Below are 19425 nucleotides of genomic sequence, written 5' to 3' on the forward strand. Positions count from 1 at the left end.
GGTCAAGATGCCCCGGAATCCGTGCCAAACAAAGATGAGTCAAAGGGGGGGCAGTTTGCCCGGAATGAGGGGGTCAGCTTGGCCGGAACCACGGGGTCAAAATGTTCCGGAATCTACAAATTACGGCTGGAAGTTTTGTAATAAGATTTATGGATGAGTTCTCGAACAACTGAAGGGCTTGTTTCTGAATATAATTCAACAGGCTCTCAAATGTGTCGTTGTTGATATTAAGGCTCCAGATGACTTCACGCATCTTTGTGGAAAGTTCACTTATTGAAGAGTGAATTTTCTTTATTTCCTCGTTCAGTTCCCCATCTGATGTTCTTTTGCCTATCATTTCAGTAAGTAACCGCACCCCCATTAAACCAGCTCCAATATCATCGTGTATTTCGGACCCGATCCGTTGCCTCTCTTCCTGGACGGCCAACTGCTTTTCATAGGACCTCTTCTGCTCTTTTAAGCGTTCGATGTAATAATTTCTGACAGCAATAAATATCAGGGTTGAGAGTGATAGTATTAATAATGTTCTAAACAGCCTTGTTTGATACCAAAAAGGCGAAACGTAAATTTTTAACAATAAAGGCTGTTCACTCCATCGGCCTGAATTATTACTCCCCATCAGCTTCAATACGTAATTGCCTGGGGGCAAGTTTGAATAACGTCTAAAGTTATTGTTTCCCAAATCGATCCAGTCCTTATCGAAGTTTTCGATCATTATGCGGTATTGATTTTTGGCGGGAGCAGCGAAACTTAACGAAGCAAATTCAAAAAACAAAGAGTTAAAGCCAGCAGGTATAATTATTTCCGATGCAGCATATATATTAACAACACTATCTTTTTGTTCGCTGTTTGAAGCCACAAGATCAGTCAAAACAACCTTTGGCCTGATGGAGTTGCTTGTAAGCATTTCAGGCCTTGTTTGCACAATTCCATTCAATGTAGAAAAGTAAAGATTACCAGTTGGAGATTTGTAAGATGCATAGCCGTTAAACTCATTGTCAGGCAAACCGTCCCCGGTGGTAAAAGTTGTAACAGCACTTTTTTGAATATTTAAAAGTGCAAGACCGTGATTAGTTGGAATCCATAAGTACCCTTTGCTATCGGGAATTATAGCGTAGACTGAATTATTAGGTAGACCTTCCCGCGTTGTCAGTCCGCTAAATAAACCGGTTCGTTTATTGAGTCTTTGTATCCCTGCCCCGAATGTGGCAATCCAGATATTTTCGCCATCATCCCAGGCATCTTTGATATTCCTGGCAGGAAGCTCCTGAGGATATCGTTTACCCGGACGGAAATTTACAAAGGAGTCCTGAGCAGGATAAAAAAGGCTAAAGCCGAACTTTGTGCAAACAATAATTTCATGCTTATTTCTACTAAAAGCTATTTTCTGAACCTGGTTATCAACAGGCCCTTCCCACTGAAGGTGTTCATTTCGCCTGTATTGCTTTATTGTTCCCCTTCTGTAATTCCATTTAAAAAAGCCATCCGTAAAACCAGCTATGTATGCAAGAGAGTCATCTGCTATCGTTAGGTTGGTTATTGAAACATTTTCCAACTGCTTCAATTCAGGAAACTTTGCAGGACGATGAGCGGAAGCACGCCTATTTACAAGGTCCAAGAGCCAGAGGCCCTTACTCGTACAAACCACTAAATCGTTGTTAATGAAAGGCGTAAAATGGTATACTTTTATCTCTGAAGCCGGGGAATAAGGAATTCGAATCGGAACAACTTTAAGTGAATCCGGGTTAAAGATATAAGCGCCACCACTCTTGGTTCCTAATAACAATTGACCGTCTGGTAACTCGTGAATTGCATAAACCGGATGACCGAAATGATTAATCTTCCTTAGTATATTCTCGTAATTATTAAATATGCTTGTATAAGGGGAGGCAATATTTATACCCCTGCTTGTACCGATTATTATGTTTTGCTCGTCATCCTGTAATAAACAGTTAACTAAGTTGCTTATCAGGTTGTCCTTTATAGACTCAGACTTTACATGTTTTACGAGGGTCTTCTGTGTGATATCGATGACGAGTATGCCCTTTTCTGTCGCTATCCACACAAACGGTGTGTTCTTTTGCTTGAATAACTTGTTTGCCGATCGAAATAAAACCGAGTCTTTAGCAATTGGTTCAATACCTATATGCGCATCTTGCTTTCTCAATCGAAACAGCCCCTTCTCAGATGTAAACAGCAACGATCGAGCTGTTTCCTGAATAATTCCCGTTACCGAAGTTCCATGTTTGCTGTTATCCCAAATTCCTATCGGAGCTGTTTTACCATCCTTTGTTATCCTAAGTAATCCTTTTGCTTTGCTCCCAAACCATACGTGTTCTGCAAAATCAATTATATCGATATTTACTGTATTAAGATCAGCAAAGCGAGGGTCGTTATAATTTTCTATGCTAAAATTTGCAGGGCTTATTTTAGATATTCCAAACACTGTTCTTGCCCAAATCATGCCTTGTTTATCCTTGTATACCCCATAAACCCTGCTGCTTGCAAGCCTGTTGCGAGCAGTAAATCTATTTTCAAGGCGAATAAAGGAATTTGTGTTTTTATCATATATGCTTATTCCCGCATTGAAGTGGGCAATCCAAATGCGGTTATAATCGTCTTCGCAAATACCATAGACCTCGTTCGCCGCCAAAGTATTGCTGTCATTGTACTGGTGATAGTACCTTTTTATTTTCTTGCCATCAAACCTGTTTAATCCATCATCAGTACCTACCCACAAAAAGCCAACTTTATCTTTGAACACAACATTAACTGTTGCCTGGGAAAGACCTTCATCATTCGTAATCTTATAAAAATTTAGCGGAGGGAACTGTGCAAAAACAGAGTCAGAAAAAGCAGTAAAGATGACAGATATGAAGACGGGGAGGATCTTCATGGCAGGCTTTGGGTTTTATCCTCTTAAGTTACATCTTCTTTTTGAAGAATTTTAGTGTTTTGCAGCGGCATTGGCTTGTGATTGGCTGTTGATGCTGGAGAAGCTGTCCAAAGACCGGTCAAAATGCATTTACAGCATATGTCTATGCCTTTGGCAGAGGCTAATACCTACTTTTTCTCTTTATCCATCAGATGCTGGGGAACGTAAAGATGACCTGCATTTCCGTTGTCTATAGTCGACTTCACGATGATGTTTACAATAATAGTGGCTTCAACCACAGCGGGCGGTCTGAGTTGCCAAATCAATGATTGTTACATAAAGTAGAACCATAAGCATAAAGAGGTGGCAAGTCCGAATCTCTTCAGCCGTTTCCAGGTCTAAACAACATAGTTTCCGTGACCAATTTCTTAAGCAAGAAGTAACCAAGCCGTAAACAGTAGTCTCGGCCAATAATTGTGCGGTTTAAATAGCTTGGCACTACAGGTAATTTGTCCAATCCAAAAACCAACTCGCAAGGCCTGGTAAATACACTCCTACTTTTCAAGTACTACCAAGCCGCCCTTGAAAACTAAAGCGAAAATATTATGAATTCACTCCATATGAGTTCCTGCTACCAGCATACGATTAGGTCTTGGAGTGCGCTTAACGCAATTAAGTACTTACGCTCCGGCGTGTGACTCGGGATCGCTTCCCGGTTCTAAAAACCTGCTTTATCCCGGTTCAGGGTGCCCTTCAGAACACCTGAACAACACGTACCTCTGCGTTGGTCTTCAAGGTAATTTTCACTTAGTTCTAAAGCCTTATTTCCCGTTAGGTAAACTTCTTTTCATAAACAAGAATAATTATTTTGTAAGCACTTAACCAAAAAACGACTGCTATGCTTACAGCAACAAATCTTACCAACATTGCTCGTCTTTTCACGGAAGAAATTTGGGACAAGGGAAATCTAACATCGCAGATGAGATTTTTCTGCAAACGTTAATCGACCATGATCCGGTGCAGGGACAAGAACCTGGATTGCAAGGTTATTTAGATATGTATAAAGGCTTCAAGTCTGCCTTTCCCGATTTGACAGTAAGAAACGAAGACGTAATAGCAGATGAGCATCAAAGCAAAGTAGTTGTGCGTTGGACCGCCAATGGCACACATCGTGGTCAACTTATGCAAATACCAGCAACAGGCAAAACTGTTGTTTTAAAGGGAGTCGATATTCTTCGGATAGAAAATGGTAAGATCGCCGAACGCTGGGGAGAATTTGATACATTAGGCATGTTGGCACAATTGGGAGTCATCCAGTTATAGCTGCACAAGGAGTCAGGTTTGTGTGCCCAGGTAACATGTTAGTGGGTCTGAAAGAGCAGCTGACGTTTTGCAGTTGATAGCTTTTCCACGAAATGGCAGATTGGCTTGAGATCTGGTCGGGTACCTGGGGGATTTTAATGGAACTAAGTTCACAGGCTACTACATCAAAAACGTTGATTAAACTTCAAAACCTGACATAGTTATCGTCACTTGCACAGCAAAGATATATTTAGGCTAACCTAATGCATCACGCCGGGAAAGCCGATTGGAACTGACGTTTAATTGAGGTGCAATTACCTGGCAGTAATTGTAACCGTTGACATTGGAAGCCCCTTTTTGCCAAAGCCACCACTGTTTCTTTCAATAAAAATTTTATTGTTTCCAAACACGGTATTCATTGCCGTGGTTTCGGTGGTACATGGCTGCACCTGCTTAACCAGTTCCGCGTACAGCTTGTCGATTTGTTCGGAGAGGGACACAATTTTGTAAGAGCTGATGGTATTAACGGTGGCCATGGCCCCATTAACCAATACCTTTTTGGGCTTTAGCCATATTTTTATCTGCGCCAGGTTATTTTCATCCCTCATCTCCTGGATATTGTTGGTTTCAGCAGGAACGAGCTTGGTTTGTATTTCCAGGTTTTTTTCGACAAACTGTTTCAGAATATTATTTGACTCAGACGCATCACCAAGCCATAAGTTGCAGGATTTTTCCTGCGCAATAGCTAGAGTACCAACGGCAAGAAACAGCGCTAAAAATATGCCTCTCATAATTACAATTTTATAATTGAAGGCTAAACTAGGTTTTTGTGCTATAGGAGATGTGGAAGAAAATCTTAAAGTTGCAAACCCCTCGCACTAGTAAGACCATCAGGGATTTAATGTTCTTGAATATTACGGACAGGTGCCGGTGTTCGAGCACAACGCTTTTGGTCTTATATTCGAACAAACAATCCTTTATGAACGATTGCATCCGCCTGAAGTCCCTTACCTGCCTCCTGCCTCTCCTGCTCCTGTGTACGACTTTACATGCGCAACAGGCGAATGTAAACCTCGACTGGCGTCCGCACCTGAATACCGAAAATCTTACCCCTTTTAGTGCACCGATGAATTCACCTGAGGTAAAAGACGACCGTACCGTAACCTTTCGACTGAAAGCACCAGAAGCAAAAAAGGTTAACCTGTCAGGGGTTCATATCCTTGCAGCATTGGGCAGGGGACGAGAACCGATGCCCATGGTGAAAGGAGCAGACGGGATATGGACTTTGACTGTGGGACCTATGAAACCGGATATGTACGTCTACCAGTTTAACGTGGATGGGATGACTATCACCGATCCAAGCAATACCATTTCTGCTTTTACCGCCATGCCCCCATACAGTCATGTAGTTGTACATGGAGAAGCCCCAGCTTATTACGACGCCAAAGATGTTCCCCATGGCACCGTAACCCGGCACATCTACCATTCCAACGTAACCAATGGCATGCGGGATGTTTATGTGTATACACCTCCGGGGTACACATCAAAGAAAAAATACCCAACCCTCTACCTGTTGGGAGGAAGCGGAGAACTGCCATCTAACTGGATGTATGATGGCCGGGCAAACCTTATTCTCGACAACCTGATCGCTGAAGGCAAGGCCGTTCCCATGGTAATGGTATTGCCCAATAACCAGGTGGTTCACCGCAACCACCCACAACATGCGGAACAAACGTTTAAGCTGTTTGAAAAAGAAGTGCGGGAGCATATCGTTCCGCTGGTGGAAGCCCATTACAGCGTGCGACGGGATCCTAAAGGAAGGGCGCTATCTGGTTTATCAATGGGCGGAAGACATACGATGTTCTGTGGTTTCAATTCGCTGGACCTCTTTGCAAACTTTGGGGTATTGAGTGCCGGGGATACCGACAGTGAAAAAGTGATTGCCGGTTTCCTGAATGACCCGAGAGTAAATGACAAAATCAGTTACCTGTTTGTTGGCCAGGGCGACCAGGAAGCACAAGGCGCCCTGGGTGCACGGGTGGAGGGCTTGCGTAAGGCGCTGGAGAACCATAAGATCAAACATGAATATTATGTTGGCGGGGGCCTGGGCCACGACTGGTCTACCTGGCGGCATTTGCTGTATTATCGATTTTTACCAAACCTTTGGAGGAAATAGTATTCCTGCAATTGTGCTGATGCAGCGCAAAAAATCTAGGTGGTGCAATCCAAACAGAATCTTCTTCGATAACTAATCAGGCAGCAAATACCTGTTAGTTCAGCCCGGATTTGACCTAACTGCCCCTGTTTGCTTGATTAGCAATCGAAGCTGTATATGTGCTCTCAAACCACGCCGCAACCGATTACTTAATAGGTCGTTTTGATTTCTTTGTACCTTTTGGATCATCAGATCCATTCTTTAATAAACAACTAAACGACCCTGGCTTGTATGAAAAAGCTGCCCCTCCCCTTCCTGGTACTGCTATCCATTTTATCATCGACAACATGGAGTCAAAACCGGAACCCTGTGTTGACCATCCAGGGCGGGCAGGTAAAAGGCGTAGAAACACCAACAAAGGGAGTTATCGCTTATAAAGGTATTCCCTTTGCAGCACCGCCTGTTGGCAAACTGCGCTGGAAAGAACCCCAACCGGTGGTGCCCTGGAAGGCGGTAAAAACAGCAGATCAATATGGCGCGGCCGCCATGCAGGTTTCTTGGGATCCGCAAAGTTTTTATGGCAGGGAGTGGAGGGCCAGTGGCAGCGTTCCGTTTAGTGAAGATTGTCTCTACTTAAACATCTGGACACCCGCGGCAGGTGAACGAAATAAAAAACTCCCCGTCGCGATGTGGATACATGGCGGCGGCTATCGTGAAGGCTTTGCCTTTGAACCCGAAATGGATGGCGGGGAAGCATGGGCCTCCCGTGGGGTAATCCTGGTATCGGTAACTTACCGGCTTGGCGTATTAGGCTTTTTTTCGCACCCGCTTTTGTCAGCCGAAAGCCCGCACCAGGTTTCGGGCAATTATGGGTTGATGGACCAGGCGGCAGCGCTGAAATGGATCCATGATAACATCGAACAGTTTGGTGGTGACCCTAAAAACATCATGATCTTCGGCCAGAGTGCCGGCGCCGGAAGTGTGCAGTCGTTATGCGCTTCACCCATTTCTAAAAACCTGGTGAGCAAGGCCATCAGCATGAGCGGCGGCGGGTTGAGTAATGCACGACCGGGGATCCCGCTCGACACTGCACAGCTGGCAAATAAAAAGATGATGGACCATAACGGGAAAACTACCCTCGATGCCATGCGGGCGCTTTCCTTTGACGAATTGATCAAGGTGTCGCAGCAATACGCCGACGCTACCAAAATACGTGTTGCCTGGAGCCCGGTTATCGATAATTACTTCCTGAAGAAAACGTTTTCTGATGCAGCAACAGCCAGGGAGATCCCCGACATTCCGTACATGATCGGGTTTACCGCCAATGATTTGAGTGATATGACAAAGCCGGTTACGGACTTTTGTGCATTGCGTGCAACACAAAGCGATAAACCAACTTATGCCTATTTTTTCCAGCGCCAGCTTCCCGGCGACTCCAGTGGGGCCTTCCATTCAGCAGATCTATGGTATGTTTTTAATTCCATGCGGCACAGCTGGCGGCCTTTCACCGCGGGAGACCAGGAGTTGAGTACCCGGATGGTAAACTACTGGACGAATTTTGCAAAGTCTGGCAATCCAAATGGTAAAAACGGGGATGTCTGGAAACCTTTTACCACACAGCAACCAGGGTATCTGCTGCTCGATGCAAAGGGCGATAAAGCCGGATTAACGATGTCACCAACTCCTCAATACAGGGGAAACAGTCTTAGAAGGTAAGGCGGTTGTTTTTTGTAAAAGAGGGGGTCTTACACCATGTCTGTTATTGAGCTATCCAGATTGTTGTCGATTCTTTTTATGAGACCAGCAGTGGTTTTTTATAGCATCATCGTTGCGTCGCAAGCACTTTATCGACAAACCAATGGGCATCTTTAGTCTTCAACGCAAAGCTTTATCAGTCCTCATGCGGGTTTATTGCGAAAGTACATTGTTGGCATAAACGCCCGAACTATCACTTTCAAACATTCATGGGGCGCTGTTTGTATCCGTAACCTGATAAGGTTTTATAGTGCGTTTACGCTTTCCATGCAATCAGTGGTGATGCCTTGTGGAGTATTCATCTCATTAAAAAGGTGAGACTGGCAACCTAAAGCCGCAGTTGTCATCTTCACCAACACAGGGTGAACAGTTAGTGCGCCTTAAAGTTCCATTTAGCATTGTCACTTGACATATCGAACGGTGCAAGCGTTGGCGTGCTATCCCCGGAAGAAACCAGCGCCAACTGCGCTGTCGAATTTGGAACAACCTTAGGCATTACCCGGTATGTGCCATCAGTTAATTGATCGATCCGCCATAACTGTTCCGGCGCACCGGTAAATGCCGGCACCGTGATCACCTCCGCATCCGCTGTGGCTGCCAATGCGCGTTCCGTTCCTGCTATAACTATTTTGTAATACGGACCACCCAGGTAACCGCTTCCGTCCGGAGCTGGTGTAATTGTCCATTTTTGGTGCGGGCGAAACATATAATCACCTATCCTCACATTGGTATTTCCCGTTGGCCACGATTTGATGACATCGGCTAACTCCTGCGATGGAACCGGTTTTATGGGTTCATCGTTGTTGCGGTTAAACCCGCGCATACCGCCCGGCATTCTTGTAAAATCCACCACCAGTTCTAACGCATATCCCCTTCTCTCCGATTCGATTTCATATGTTCCGGCTTTGAAATTATCGCCTGCAACCGGCCAGCCGTTTTTCCAGAGCAGGGGACGGATCCCCAATACGCTCCGGCCACTTTGATCCAAATCGGCTTCATAATGGCAACTCATTTTTTCTACGCCTTCGCCAAGGACTTCACGTCCAAAATGCCCCGGACCTATCAGTCTTCCACCGGCTGCAACCACCATTTTGCCCCCACCTTTTAGCATATCCCTTCCCATATTGTCAAGGTATGGACCGGTTACTTTCCTGGAGCGGCCGACAACGATATTATAGGTGGAGTTTGCACCATCGCAGCAGGTTCCGTGGGTACCAAGCAGATAATACCATCCGTCACGATACGTCAACGTTGTGGCCTCACAATCAATGGCTATATCAATCGCTTTATTACCTTTCACACGGGTACCGGTTTTCGGGTCAAGCTCAACAAGGCGAATAAAACCAAAATAGGTGCCGTACGATAACCACAACCGGCCGTCAGTCGGATCCAGCAGGAGCCCCGGATCGATGGCATCATTATCTTCTTTACCATCGGAGGAAGCAACCACAACTGCTTCCGTATACTTAAAATCGGGAGATTTCGGGTCAAGGGTTTTGTTCCACATGGTAAGTATTCTTCCATTGTGTCCGCCTCCCAAACCTCCGCCGGTGGCGCCATAAACAACAAGGTAGCGATCGCCGATTTTTAAGACGTCGGGGGCGGCTCCTCCACCGGGTCTTACCCCACCACTGTTCCAAGTCCAGCCATCTTCGGATATCAAGCCGCCTGCGCCTGTGCCAAAGGTGTAGTAACGTCCCTCACATTCCATGATGGTAGATGGATCATGTATAAAGGGTTTGCCGACTTGCGCCACTACTGATTTGGCTAACCCAATTGACAACAAGGCTATCATGCTAAGTAGTGTAATGCTCAATTTCATCCGTAAGTAATTTGTTTGTTATTGTTTGTGGGAACTCACCTGTGGGTGATCATAATCTTTGGTTGTTTGCTAACCAACCACGTATTTGTATTTTCATCAACGCCAATCTATTCACTTGCTATCGTCAACAGGACAGCCCTGTTATGTTAACCACTGTACGACGTATCGCGTGAGGCCGCCCGGACGACCTGTCGGACGGGGATAGTAGCGCAAATCATAACAGTCCCCATCTCCAACTTGTCGGGTATTGTGACGAGGACTTGAAGCGGCCGCCCGGATGACACGTTCGGACGGGGATAGCCCGGCCCCTTCCCGTCCGCAGGCGGGTTGGGGCACGCCCCATTCATTATTGGATACTTAACATAACACCTCGTGGCTTTATTGATAATTGATGGTAAGATCTTTTATGGGAGCGCCTCTTTCATTAAGAAAGCGCACACAGAAATCGCTCATCCCGGGTCCGTTGATGACCGCTCCGCGGATGATGTTTTTGCCCTTCTGAAGTGTCAGGCGGGTAGAAACGCAATCATCCATCACCATTCTTCTGTCCCCGGAAAGTATTACCGTTTCCTTTCCATTTAGCCACCACATCGATGCTGAATTTGATCCCACCGCCATTCTCACATTCTTCATTTCCTGCGGGCTGTTTACGACGGTTACTGCCCAAAATAGTACCCCGTATACCTCCTTGTTTAACCCATAGGCGAAACGAAACAATTTTACGTTGAAGTTCCTGCTGTCAAGGGCATGCCAGGTGAGTTCCTGCGATCCGACTACTACCTTCTCCCCGTTGGTTGGAAGGACTGTGAACTGGTTGGGGAAATACAAGGTATCGAATGCTTTGCGGATGTAGCTATCCGTGAAAACCGTGTTTGTACGGTTGGGTTTGTTTATTGGGTCGAGCAGTATCCAGCGCCGGAGAAATCCTTCAGCATCCGGTGTTTTTTTCGAGGCTGTAGCCGGGGTGAAGTAGGTTGCGATAGTGCGTGTAGTATCAGGGGCGGCTACCCCATTGGCTTTACCCTTTGAGCTGGCAGAACAACCTGCTAACCCCAGGCCGAGTACAATTACAAAGCCCCCAAACAGCAACTGTGTTTCGCGTGATTTGTTCATAAGCATTCCTTGGTATTTACAATGATCTCCTGCCCGAAAAGGTAAGCGCTCTCCAATTCAAAAAAAATAAAAGCTCAAAAGAAAGGACGACAGCAGCACATGTCGGGTGGCGAATAACAGGCAGCAAAAATGAACAATCTAACAGACACAAACATCCTGGTTAAACAAAGTTGCACGGATAATGGCAAAAATCTCCATCCAAACGCACCAGATTCCGCTTCCTTCGCAAGCTCCGCGGCTTTTTGGTGTAGCCCCAAACGGTTTTACCTGTAAGTGCATGGAGAAAATAGGATAATGAAATAGCTGAAATGTATAAAGCGCGGCGAAAGTTTGGTTTCAATGCTAAATAACAAAACGAGCTAACGATATATTCATAAAACACCTCAGAAGAATAGCCATATGACAAAACTTGAAATCAGTTTCAAAAGACAACCCATTGTTTTAATTTTTGCCGTTTTTTTCCTCTTTGCTGTGACCCAGTTAAGGGGTCAGATAGCACCGCTCCAGGCAAACCAGTCGGGAAAAAAGTTCGTCCATAAACAGGCCGGCAATCCCTACCTGCCGCTTTGGGAGCACGTGCCTGATGGAGAACCGCGTGTATTTGAAGATCCGGATAAGCCGGGGAAATACCGCGCTTATATAGTCGGATCGCATGATCTTAGGGTGAATAGTTATTGCGGGCCGGATATCAGGGCCTGGTCTGCGCCTGTAGAAGATTTAACCAGCTGGCGCGATGAAGGTCCCATTTTTACCTACCAGATCGACGGTCAATGGGATGTCATGTATGCGCCCGACCTGGTTGAGGTAAAACGTAAAGGGGGCAAAAAAGAATATTACCTGTACCCGCATAGCCGCGGTCCCGGCAGGGAAGCAATGGTTTGTAAGGGCAGCCGCCCCGACGGACCGTTTACCCCCATCAACTTGACCGAAGACGGAAAACGTACCGTTCCAGGCAGTATGTTGGGCTTTGACCCGGCTGTATATATTGAATACGTCACCGATCCGAAAGATCCCGATTATGCAATCGGGTTCAGGGCGTATGGTTTCTGGGGCTTTCAACGATCTTCCGCGGCACAGCTTGACCAGAATACGATGTATTCCCTTCGGCCCGGAACCAAGGTCATCAGTTACCTATTACCTGCCAGCGTAAGATACGGGGTGATCAGGGAACCGGCAGGCACCCCCTATCCAAATATCTATCCCGGTGAAGACCTGGGAACGTTCAATTTTTTCGAGGCATCCTCTATCCGAAAGGTGGGCAATAAGTATGTTACCGTTTTCAGTGGTTATTCCGGTCCGGAGTATGGCATTGGGAGTTCCAACTCTACCCTGCGCTATGCCTTCGGCGATTCGCCCCTGGGGCCATGGAAAAGCGGCGGGGTTGTAGTCGACTCTCGTGCACCGGTCCTTAATAAAGACGGCACCGCATTGCAGACCACTAATTCAGGGCATAATACGCATGGAAGTATTGAATTGATCAACGGCCAATGGTATGTGTTTTACCACAGGCCGCCAAGGGGATTTGGCTATGCACGCCAACCTGTAGTGGCTCCTGTTAATGTTAAATGGGACGAAAAACCGGTTGCCGAAGGCGGCACCGTTTCAATCAGGGGCTACGATCCATATGCCGCAGATAACCTCTGGACAGCAAAGGACAGCCAGGGAAAAGAATACAAGGGCGCTGAAGTCACTTCAGAGGGCTTCCATTTTTATGGGCTCGATCCCTACCAATATTACTCGGCAGGGTATGCCGCTTATCTTTCCAACCCGGGTACCCAGCAGGATTCCTGGGACATTTGGGATAACCATATGCCTATCGAAAAGGTCAGAAATGGCAACATTATCGGGTATAAGTACTTTGGCTTTGGCGGACTCAAAAAAGGTCAAAACGGATTGAAAGCTTTTGAGGGCACAAAAAAGGGCAACAATACCCAGTTCAACGTGTTCCTCACTCCAAAAACGGACAAGGCATTTAAGGTAAATGTGTGGTTGGATGGACCATGGGATAATGCGACCTGGAAAGGCAAAAAAATTGCTGAGATTATGGTACCTGCAAATGCAAAGCAAGAAGTAACACAGTTTACTACAGATGTTGCTGGGGCCGTAGACAACCTCGACAAAAAACATGCAATCTACCTGGTAGCAGAAGGGGGAGAAACGGATACACTGTTTAATTTGATAGGGGTTGGGTTCAGTTCCAAGAACAAGAAGATTGTTCGCCCGGTGCCACCAACGGTAAGTATCCTTGTTAATGGCCAGCCGATCAATATTCCGGCGACCCCGGTAAGGTCTACCAACGCCAACGGGATTGTTGGTTACGACATCTATCAAACCACTTATAAACTTCCGGCCGGAACAACAGGAGTGCCCAGGATTACGGCTTCTTCCAATAATCCGAAGGTTAAGGTTGGCATTACACAGGCAGAATCGGTGTCAGGAACGGCAGTCGCAACTTTTGATTACAATGGGGTGGTGAAGACATACCGGGTGGTGCTTGCTGGGGATTAGGTATTAAGGTATTAAGGTATTGGGTACTAGGGAACAGCTTGGCTTTCGAATTGCTATCCGGCAGTCTGCATGTTTAGCGTAGTAGGAGTACCGCTTTTACATTTTTCATTTTACATTTCTTTACCGCGGAGAAAAAGAGAAGCAGAGAATTCGCAGAAGGGAGCAATCGTAGAGTTAGGTAATAAGGTATCAGGTATTGGGTATTAAGGAAGAAATCGCCCTTCGAATTGCTATTCGGCAGTCTGCATGTTTAGCATTGCAGGAGTACCCCTTTTACATTTTACATTTTGCATTTCTCCCACCGCGGAGAAGCAGAGAGTCCGCAGAGGGGAGCAATTCGAGTATTGGGGTGAGGTATTGAGGTATTGGGTATTAGCCAAGAAATTTGCTACGGGATTGCTATTTGACAGTCTCCATGTTTAGCGTAGTAGGAGTTCACCTTTTTAATTTTACATTTTTCATTTTACATTTTCCTCTCTCCCATTGCTTAAAAAGCGCTTAAATCAGCAACTGAACATTAGCTGATTTTAATCGAAATCACCATTCGTCTAGTTTTATGGCTCATTCGCCTCTATTTAATTTATTTCAACCAGACAATGTTTAGTTTAGCCTTAAACGATCAAACCATTTAACAATGAAAAAATTACTATTGACTGTATGCCTGCTTGTAGGCGTGGTTACGCTTAAAGCCCAGGGACCAGGCGGTCCTCCGCCTCCTCCTGAAGAACGTGCAAAAATGTTCTTTAGCAACCAGCGTTATGCTGCGTTTGCATTTACCGAGGAGCAGAAGACGAAGATCACCCCAATGCTCGTGAAGTTTTACACTTCGTCCGACAGCCTGATGGCTACTGTGCCGCGGGATGGTGGTATGGAAGCGTTCCAGGCAGTTGCCCCAAAAAGGGCCGCTCTTGGAGAGCCAACTGAAAAAGCGATCCTTGCCATGCTTACCCCTGAACAAAAGAAGGCTTACGACGCTGCACTTGCAGCAGCAAAAGAGCGTAACCCCAATGCTACTGCCGTATTTACCGGCGGTTTCGGTGGTCGCCCTCGTAACTAGCAAACATTATTTAAGCAAAAACGCCCTGTGAATTTTCATGGGGCGTTTTTGTTTTCCCGACCCTGAGGTTAAGGTGAGGTTGATTGGTTGATAAGTTGATGGGTTGATAAGTTGATAAGTTGATTGGTTGATAAGTTGAAAGGTGAACTTTTCGTCCGGCTGGGGTCTCCGTTTTCGTCGTGCCGGGGTATCCACTGTAAGCCTGTGCGTTTGTATGGGACCCCGGCAAGCAAGAAGGTTGATCCTTGTCCGGCCGGGGTCTCCGTTCTGCAGGAATCGTCCTACCATTAAAGTTTCGTTTTGTTACTCATCAAAACTAAGTTCGGATGCTAACAGCGACTCCCTGTTTTCGAGGTTGGGAACAATCCGCCCAAGAACCAGTCTTTTGAAGTGATCTGAATTTCGATGCGCTTCTACTGCCGGTACATCAACATAACATTCAAACAACATCAACGTATTCGCATGCGAAATACCCTGGTGGATCTTAAAAAAGATATTGCCTTCTTCTTTGCTGGACTCCGACGCTAATTCCGGGAGTAATTTTAATACCTCATCCAGTTGACCTTCTCTAACCTGCCATTTGGCAAATAAGTAAACGGGTTTTTGATTCATTATACGCGTGTTTAAATTGTTTGGCCGGGACTTCCCTCTAAACGCCTTGCGTTGTCAGGAAACCGGGGGAAGAAAGTTGATTGGTTGATAAGTTGAACTCTGGCCCTGTTCGTCGACCTGGGGTCTCCACTGAAAGCCTTGGGCGTTTCTGAGGTTGTACTATGCATCTATGCTCATCATTTCTTTAATCGCCAGGAATAACGGGGAATGGGGAGTGAGCATGCTTTCAAGTATTGAAAAATGATTTTGTTCCGGCAGTTGTAGCAGCTGCACCGGAAACCCCGCAGCCTTCCTGCACAAATACAGCTCCCTGCTTTGATCTTTAAACTCCTCGCTTTCCTCCGCTCCTACTGCCAGGATCATCGGTGTTGATTGTCCCGGATTGATTCGCACCGGGCTGTTGCGTATAGCAGCTTCATCATCCAGGTTGAGCACTCCATTAAGATAAGATAACCGGATTGGGGTGAGGTTGAAAATACCACTTATGCCAACAATACCTTTAACCAAACCGGCAGGAAGATCGGCATCGTATTCAGCCCAATCTGTTTCCATTAACATAGCTGCCAGGTGTGCACCGGCACTATGACCCGCTACAAAAATTCTATCCCGATCGCCATTAATTTGAGAATGGTTCTGGTATACCCAATGTATAGCTTTACGGCATGAGGATACCATTTGGTCTAACGTATCAGCAGGTGCAAGAGGGTAGTTGATTATTACGGTAGTGATGCCATAGGGTTGAAAGGCTCGTGCAATAAATTGAAAGAGGCTTTTCTCAAACAGCTGCCAATAACCTCCATGTATAAAAACCAGGCTGGTAGCGTTATCGGAAGTCGAAGGGTATACATCCAATTGTTCGCGCGGAAGTTGGCCATAGCGAAGGTCCTTAATACATGGAAACATCCTTTCTGTTTCCCGGCTCAACACCTCCCAACGATCGAGGTAGGTAGCAAAGTGGGGAACATTCAATCGATTATTGTATTGCCGGTCTAAGGCCTCCTGGTTATAGTTTTTATAGATCAACATAAGGGTACCCTGTCCCCTTTACGAGCTTTTATTGCCCATCGCGAAATGAAACAAAATGATAAACACACCGGTCTTCTACCAAAAGTCGTATGCATGTAAGGGCCCAGGCATCCAACCCAAGGTCTCTTTCATTGTGCATGCGCGCTGCTATGTAGACCCAACGTCGACCAGATCAGAAAGTTGATCGGTTGATTGGTTGATAAGTTGAAAGGTGAACGCTGGTTCTGCCGGGGTCCCTTCCCAAACCTTGTGGGCCGAAACGGGCTCCCGGCCAGCAACGCAGGGTCTTATCCGTTTCACAATCACCCATGCTATGATGACCATGCTTTGACCAAACCATCGGTTATTGCAGATGTTACACCAGGCTTGGTTCTTTTGAATACTGATGTTGAACTTGCCCGGCTTCCTGAAGGCAACTAAAAACAATCCGGTAAAATTCAGGTTGAGATTGCCAGGTCTTACCCGTAATGATGTTACCATCCTGTACAGCCTGGTCGTGGTTTACATAAATGCCACCGCAAGCCTCCACTTCAAATTTCACGTGTTCGTAACAAGCAATTTTTCTGTTGTCTACCAACCCGGCGGTTACCAGGATCTGAACGCCGTGACAGATGGCAAAAAGGTATTTATTACTATCAAAAAATGCTTTAACGATGTTGATCACCCGTTGATCGTTGCGTAAGAATTCAGGCGCCCTGCCCCCGGGTATCAACAGGGCCAGGTATTCATTGGTATCAACATCATCGAACGATATCTCAGATTCGAGGATGTATCCCTGGCGCTCAACATAAGTATCCCAACCGGGTTCAAAATCATGCATTACCAAATTCAACCGCTTAACTGATGGGGCAGCGATTACAGGTTGATAGCCCGCCTCACGTAAGCGGTGGCAGGCAAAAAGAATTTCGAAACTTTCACCGGCGTCGCCCGTAAGTATGAGTATTTTCTTTGAGTTCGTCATATAGTTGATTGGGGTTGTTTATCGTGAAGGGTATGTCAAATTGAAATGGCACACGAACTACTAAATTATACCTTTGGTACTACAAAACAATTTATTAAACCCTTTCATTTCCCCTCTTTACCGACTGGCCACACCATGTACCAATTAACTCCCGTTGCTTTCCGGATGTTTGTGTTTAGCTTTAGTTGGTTATTGAAGATTTCTACACCTGCAACTACCACATGAAACAAATGCTGACGATTAAGACCCTTGTTTTAATTTCCTTTCTACTGCCAAACCTTGCCACATTCGCACAAAGTGTCGCTGAAAACTACCCGGTAAACCCCGCGTCTGTTGAACAACCCAACGTACCAAGGGGCGAGGTATTGAAGTTCACCTTTGAAAACTCCAGGATTTTTCCTGGCACCTCAAGAGACTACTGGATTTATATACCTAAACAATATGATCCAACGAAACCTGCTTGCGTTTATGTAAACCAGGATGGCATTCAATGGAAAGCACCTACCGTATTTGACAACCTGGTTCATAAGAAAGAAATGCCGGTCACGATAGGTGTCTTCATAACACCAGGGCGTATAAAAGCAATCAATCCTCAGCATGCTTTAGATCGCGTTAACCGCAGCCTTGAGTATGATGGCCTCGGTGACAGGTATGTTCGCTTTCTGCTGGAGGAAATGCTGCCTGAAGTGGAACGGCAAAAAACCGGGGACGGGCGACAAATCAGGCTTTCGAAAAATGGCAATGATCGTGCAATCGGCGGTTCCAGCAGTGGTGCCGTATGTGCTTTTACAGCAGCATGGGAAAGACCAAACGAATTCTCACGTGTATTTAGTGCCATTGGCACCTATACCGGCTTACGCGGGGCAGACCGCTATCCGGTCTTAATCCGGAAGTATGAACCTAAACCTATCCGGGTGTTTCTACAGGATGGCACCAACGACCTGAACATTTTTGGCGGAGACTGGTGGAAAGCAAATGAGTCGATGGAACGTGCACTAACCTTTTCCGCTTACGAGGTAAATCATGTATGGGGTGAAGGTGGACACAACGGCAATCATGGTACGGCTATTTTCCCCGACGCTATGCGATGGCTTTGGAAGGACTGGCCGAAGGCAGTAAAGACAGGCGCAACGAAAAACCCTGTATTGAGTGATATCCTAATCCCGGGAGAAAATTGGGAATTGGTTGGACAGGGTTATGGTTTTACGGAAGGGACAGCTGTGAATGCAGCAGGTGAAGTGTTTTACTCTGATATTCCGAATTCTAAAACGTATAAAATCGGATTGGATAATAAACTGGTAACCTTACCGCTTTATGCAAAGAAAGCAAGCGGCACTACATTCGGTCCAGATAACAAGAGATACGTGGTCGCAGGCGAAACCAGACAAATTTTAAGTTACGACAACAGCGGCAAAGAAAGGGTTGCGGCAGATAACATCAACGGGAATGATCTGGTTGTCGCAAACAATGGAAACATGTATGTAACCGTACCGGACGGTGCTGAAAAACCAGGCAAGATTTTTCTCATCCGGCCAAATGGACAAAGAGTTGAAGTGGATGCAGGATTGAAGTACCCAAATGGCATCACACTTACCCCCGACCAATCCCAATTATATGTCACGGAATCGACCAGCCATTGGGTTTGGATTTACCAGGTTGGCCTGGATGGCACCCTTGGTTACAAAGATCGATACGGCTGGCTGCACGTTCCTGACCGCCAGGAGAACGCATGGTCCGATGGACTAAAATGTGACACCGCAGGTCGCGTCTATGTTACCTCCAATATCGGCATCCAGGTGCTTGACCCGATAGGCAGGGTGAATGCTATTATTCCATTACCTACTGGCCAGGCGTCGAACCTATGTTTTGGGGGTCCCGGTTTTAATATCATCTATGTTTCCGCTAACGATAAAGTTTACCGCCGGAAGTTGAAAGTTCGCGGAGCAAATGCATTCGAGCCCCCGATAAAACCAATACCACCAAGACTATAAAACATGAAGGCTTAAATCCTTTCCCTGGTAGCTGCCATGTTTCCCAATCTTGTTGCGAATACTACACCAATGGGCAGATGTACAAGAAGGATAAGATGGTTCGCCACGAATAAAGTGGCTTTAATCGCTGCTGTTCAAATGAACTAGCTGCTGTGGCATCTATCCTGGTCATCATAAATTGGCGAAAGCTTTAAACGCGATTTGCAACTTGTCGTTAAGCTTGCAGGAAAGTAAGAGGGATTTGAAGA

13 protein-coding genes are annotated in these 19425 nt (G+C 46.0%); 6 read left to right on the forward strand and 7 right to left on the reverse strand.

Annotation, left to right across the window (positions count from 1 at the left end):
* Positions 1-73: 73 nt before the first annotated feature.
* Positions 74-2896 carry a two-component regulator propeller domain-containing protein gene (locus tag EXU57_RS24600; RefSeq protein ID WP_133270929.1) on the reverse strand — a complete coding sequence of 941 codons (2823 nt, stop codon included), beginning with the start codon at positions 2894-2896 and terminating at the stop codon, positions 74-76.
* Between the two features lie 930 nt (positions 2897-3826).
* Here EXU57_RS24600 and EXU57_RS24605 point away from each other — a divergent pair.
* Positions 3827-4198: an ester cyclase gene (locus EXU57_RS24605; protein WP_133270930.1), complete on the forward strand. Its 372-nt coding sequence runs from the start codon at positions 3827-3829 to the stop codon at positions 4196-4198.
* Positions 4199-4491: 293 nt separating this feature from the next.
* On the opposite strand, the gene EXU57_RS24610 is transcribed toward EXU57_RS24605, so the two are convergent.
* Positions 4492-4968, reverse strand: coding sequence for a hypothetical protein (locus tag EXU57_RS24610; protein WP_133270931.1), 477 nt, complete (start codon positions 4966-4968; stop codon positions 4492-4494).
* Between the two features lie 188 nt (positions 4969-5156).
* On the opposite strand from EXU57_RS24610, the gene EXU57_RS24615 reads away from it, so the two are divergent.
* Positions 5157-6353 (forward strand): esterase, encoded by a 1197-nt coding sequence (locus EXU57_RS24615; protein ID WP_133270932.1) that lies wholly within the window; start codon positions 5157-5159, stop codon positions 6351-6353.
* A gap of 270 nt (positions 6354-6623) precedes the next feature.
* On the forward strand, positions 6624-8048 hold the full coding sequence (locus EXU57_RS24620; protein ID WP_133270933.1) for a carboxylesterase/lipase family protein: 1425 nt from the start codon (positions 6624-6626) through the stop codon (positions 8046-8048).
* 409 nt (positions 8049-8457) lie between these two features.
* Here the strand turns inward: EXU57_RS24620 and EXU57_RS24625 are convergent, their stop codons facing one another.
* Both EXU57_RS24625 and EXU57_RS24630 read right to left on the reverse strand, forming a co-directional pair.
* Positions 8458-9909, reverse strand: coding sequence for a family 43 glycosylhydrolase (locus tag EXU57_RS24625; protein ID WP_133270934.1), 1452 nt, complete (start codon positions 9907-9909; stop codon positions 8458-8460).
* Between the two features lie 378 nt (positions 9910-10287).
* Positions 10288-11022 (reverse strand): acetylxylan esterase, encoded by a 735-nt coding sequence (locus tag EXU57_RS24630; RefSeq protein ID WP_133270935.1) that lies wholly within the window; start codon positions 11020-11022, stop codon positions 10288-10290.
* Positions 11023-11421: 399 nt separating this feature from the next.
* Here EXU57_RS24630 and EXU57_RS24635 point away from each other — a divergent pair, with 399 nt between their 5' ends.
* Positions 11422-13530 carry a hypothetical protein gene (locus tag EXU57_RS24635; protein ID WP_133270936.1) on the forward strand — a complete coding sequence of 703 codons (2109 nt, stop codon included), beginning with the start codon at positions 11422-11424 and terminating at the stop codon, positions 13528-13530.
* Between the two features lie 634 nt (positions 13531-14164).
* Entirely contained in the window at positions 14165-14587 is a 423-nt protein-coding gene (locus EXU57_RS24640) for a hypothetical protein (protein ID WP_133270937.1), read from the forward strand.
* A 303-nt stretch (positions 14588-14890) separates the two neighbouring features.
* On the opposite strand, the gene EXU57_RS24650 is transcribed toward EXU57_RS24640, so the two are convergent.
* From EXU57_RS24650 to EXU57_RS24660, 3 genes are all read right to left on the reverse strand, one after another.
* Positions 14891-15199, reverse strand: a complete 309-nt coding sequence (locus EXU57_RS24650) for a putative quinol monooxygenase (RefSeq protein WP_133270939.1) — start codon at positions 15197-15199, stop codon at positions 14891-14893.
* 159 nt (positions 15200-15358) lie between these two features.
* The gene (locus EXU57_RS24655; RefSeq protein WP_133270940.1) at positions 15359-16225 is read right to left on the reverse strand and encodes an alpha/beta hydrolase; all 867 of its coding nucleotides are present in this window, start codon (positions 16223-16225) and stop codon (positions 15359-15361) included.
* A 355-nt stretch (positions 16226-16580) separates the two neighbouring features.
* Positions 16581-17186, reverse strand: coding sequence for a DJ-1/PfpI family protein (locus EXU57_RS24660; protein WP_133270941.1), 606 nt, complete (start codon positions 17184-17186; stop codon positions 16581-16583).
* 221 nt (positions 17187-17407) lie between these two features.
* On the opposite strand from EXU57_RS24660, the gene EXU57_RS24665 reads away from it, so the two are divergent.
* The gene (locus EXU57_RS24665; RefSeq protein WP_243745709.1) at positions 17408-19177 is read left to right on the forward strand and encodes an SMP-30/gluconolactonase/LRE family protein; all 1770 of its coding nucleotides are present in this window, start codon (positions 17408-17410) and stop codon (positions 19175-19177) included.
* The last annotated feature ends 248 nt before the right edge of the window (positions 19178-19425 follow it).

This window comes from Segetibacter sp. 3557_3 (assembly GCF_004354985.1).
Taxonomy (GTDB): Bacteria; Bacteroidota; Bacteroidia; order Chitinophagales; family Chitinophagaceae; genus Segetibacter.

Coding starts and splice junctions, on each gene's coding strand:
- EXU57_RS24600 (WP_133270929.1), bottom strand. CDS start 2,896: ATGAAGATCCTCCCCGTCTTCATATCTGTCATCTTTACTGCTTTTTCT.
- EXU57_RS24610 (WP_133270931.1), bottom strand. CDS start 4,968: ATGAGAGGCATATTTTTAGCGCTGTTTCTTGCCGTTGGTACTCTAGCT.
- EXU57_RS24615 (WP_133270932.1), top strand. CDS start 5,157: ATGAACGATTGCATCCGCCTGAAGTCCCTTACCTGCCTCCTGCCTCTC.
- EXU57_RS24620 (WP_133270933.1), top strand. CDS start 6,624: ATGAAAAAGCTGCCCCTCCCCTTCCTGGTACTGCTATCCATTTTATCA.
- EXU57_RS24625 (WP_133270934.1), bottom strand. CDS start 9,909: ATGAAATTGAGCATTACACTACTTAGCATGATAGCCTTGTTGTCAATT.
- EXU57_RS24630 (WP_133270935.1), bottom strand. CDS start 11,022: ATGAACAAATCACGCGAAACACAGTTGCTGTTTGGGGGCTTTGTAATT.
- EXU57_RS24635 (WP_133270936.1), top strand. CDS start 11,422: ATGACAAAACTTGAAATCAGTTTCAAAAGACAACCCATTGTTTTAATT.
- EXU57_RS24640 (WP_133270937.1), top strand. CDS start 14,165: ATGAAAAAATTACTATTGACTGTATGCCTGCTTGTAGGCGTGGTTACG.
- EXU57_RS24650 (WP_133270939.1), bottom strand. CDS start 15,199: ATGAATCAAAAACCCGTTTACTTATTTGCCAAATGGCAGGTTAGAGAA.
- EXU57_RS24655 (WP_133270940.1), bottom strand. CDS start 16,225: ATGTTGATCTATAAAAACTATAACCAGGAGGCCTTAGACCGGCAATAC.
- EXU57_RS24660 (WP_133270941.1), bottom strand. CDS start 17,186: ATGACGAACTCAAAGAAAATACTCATACTTACGGGCGACGCCGGTGAA.
- EXU57_RS24665 (WP_243745709.1), top strand. CDS start 17,408: ATGAAACAAATGCTGACGATTAAGACCCTTGTTTTAATTTCCTTTCTA.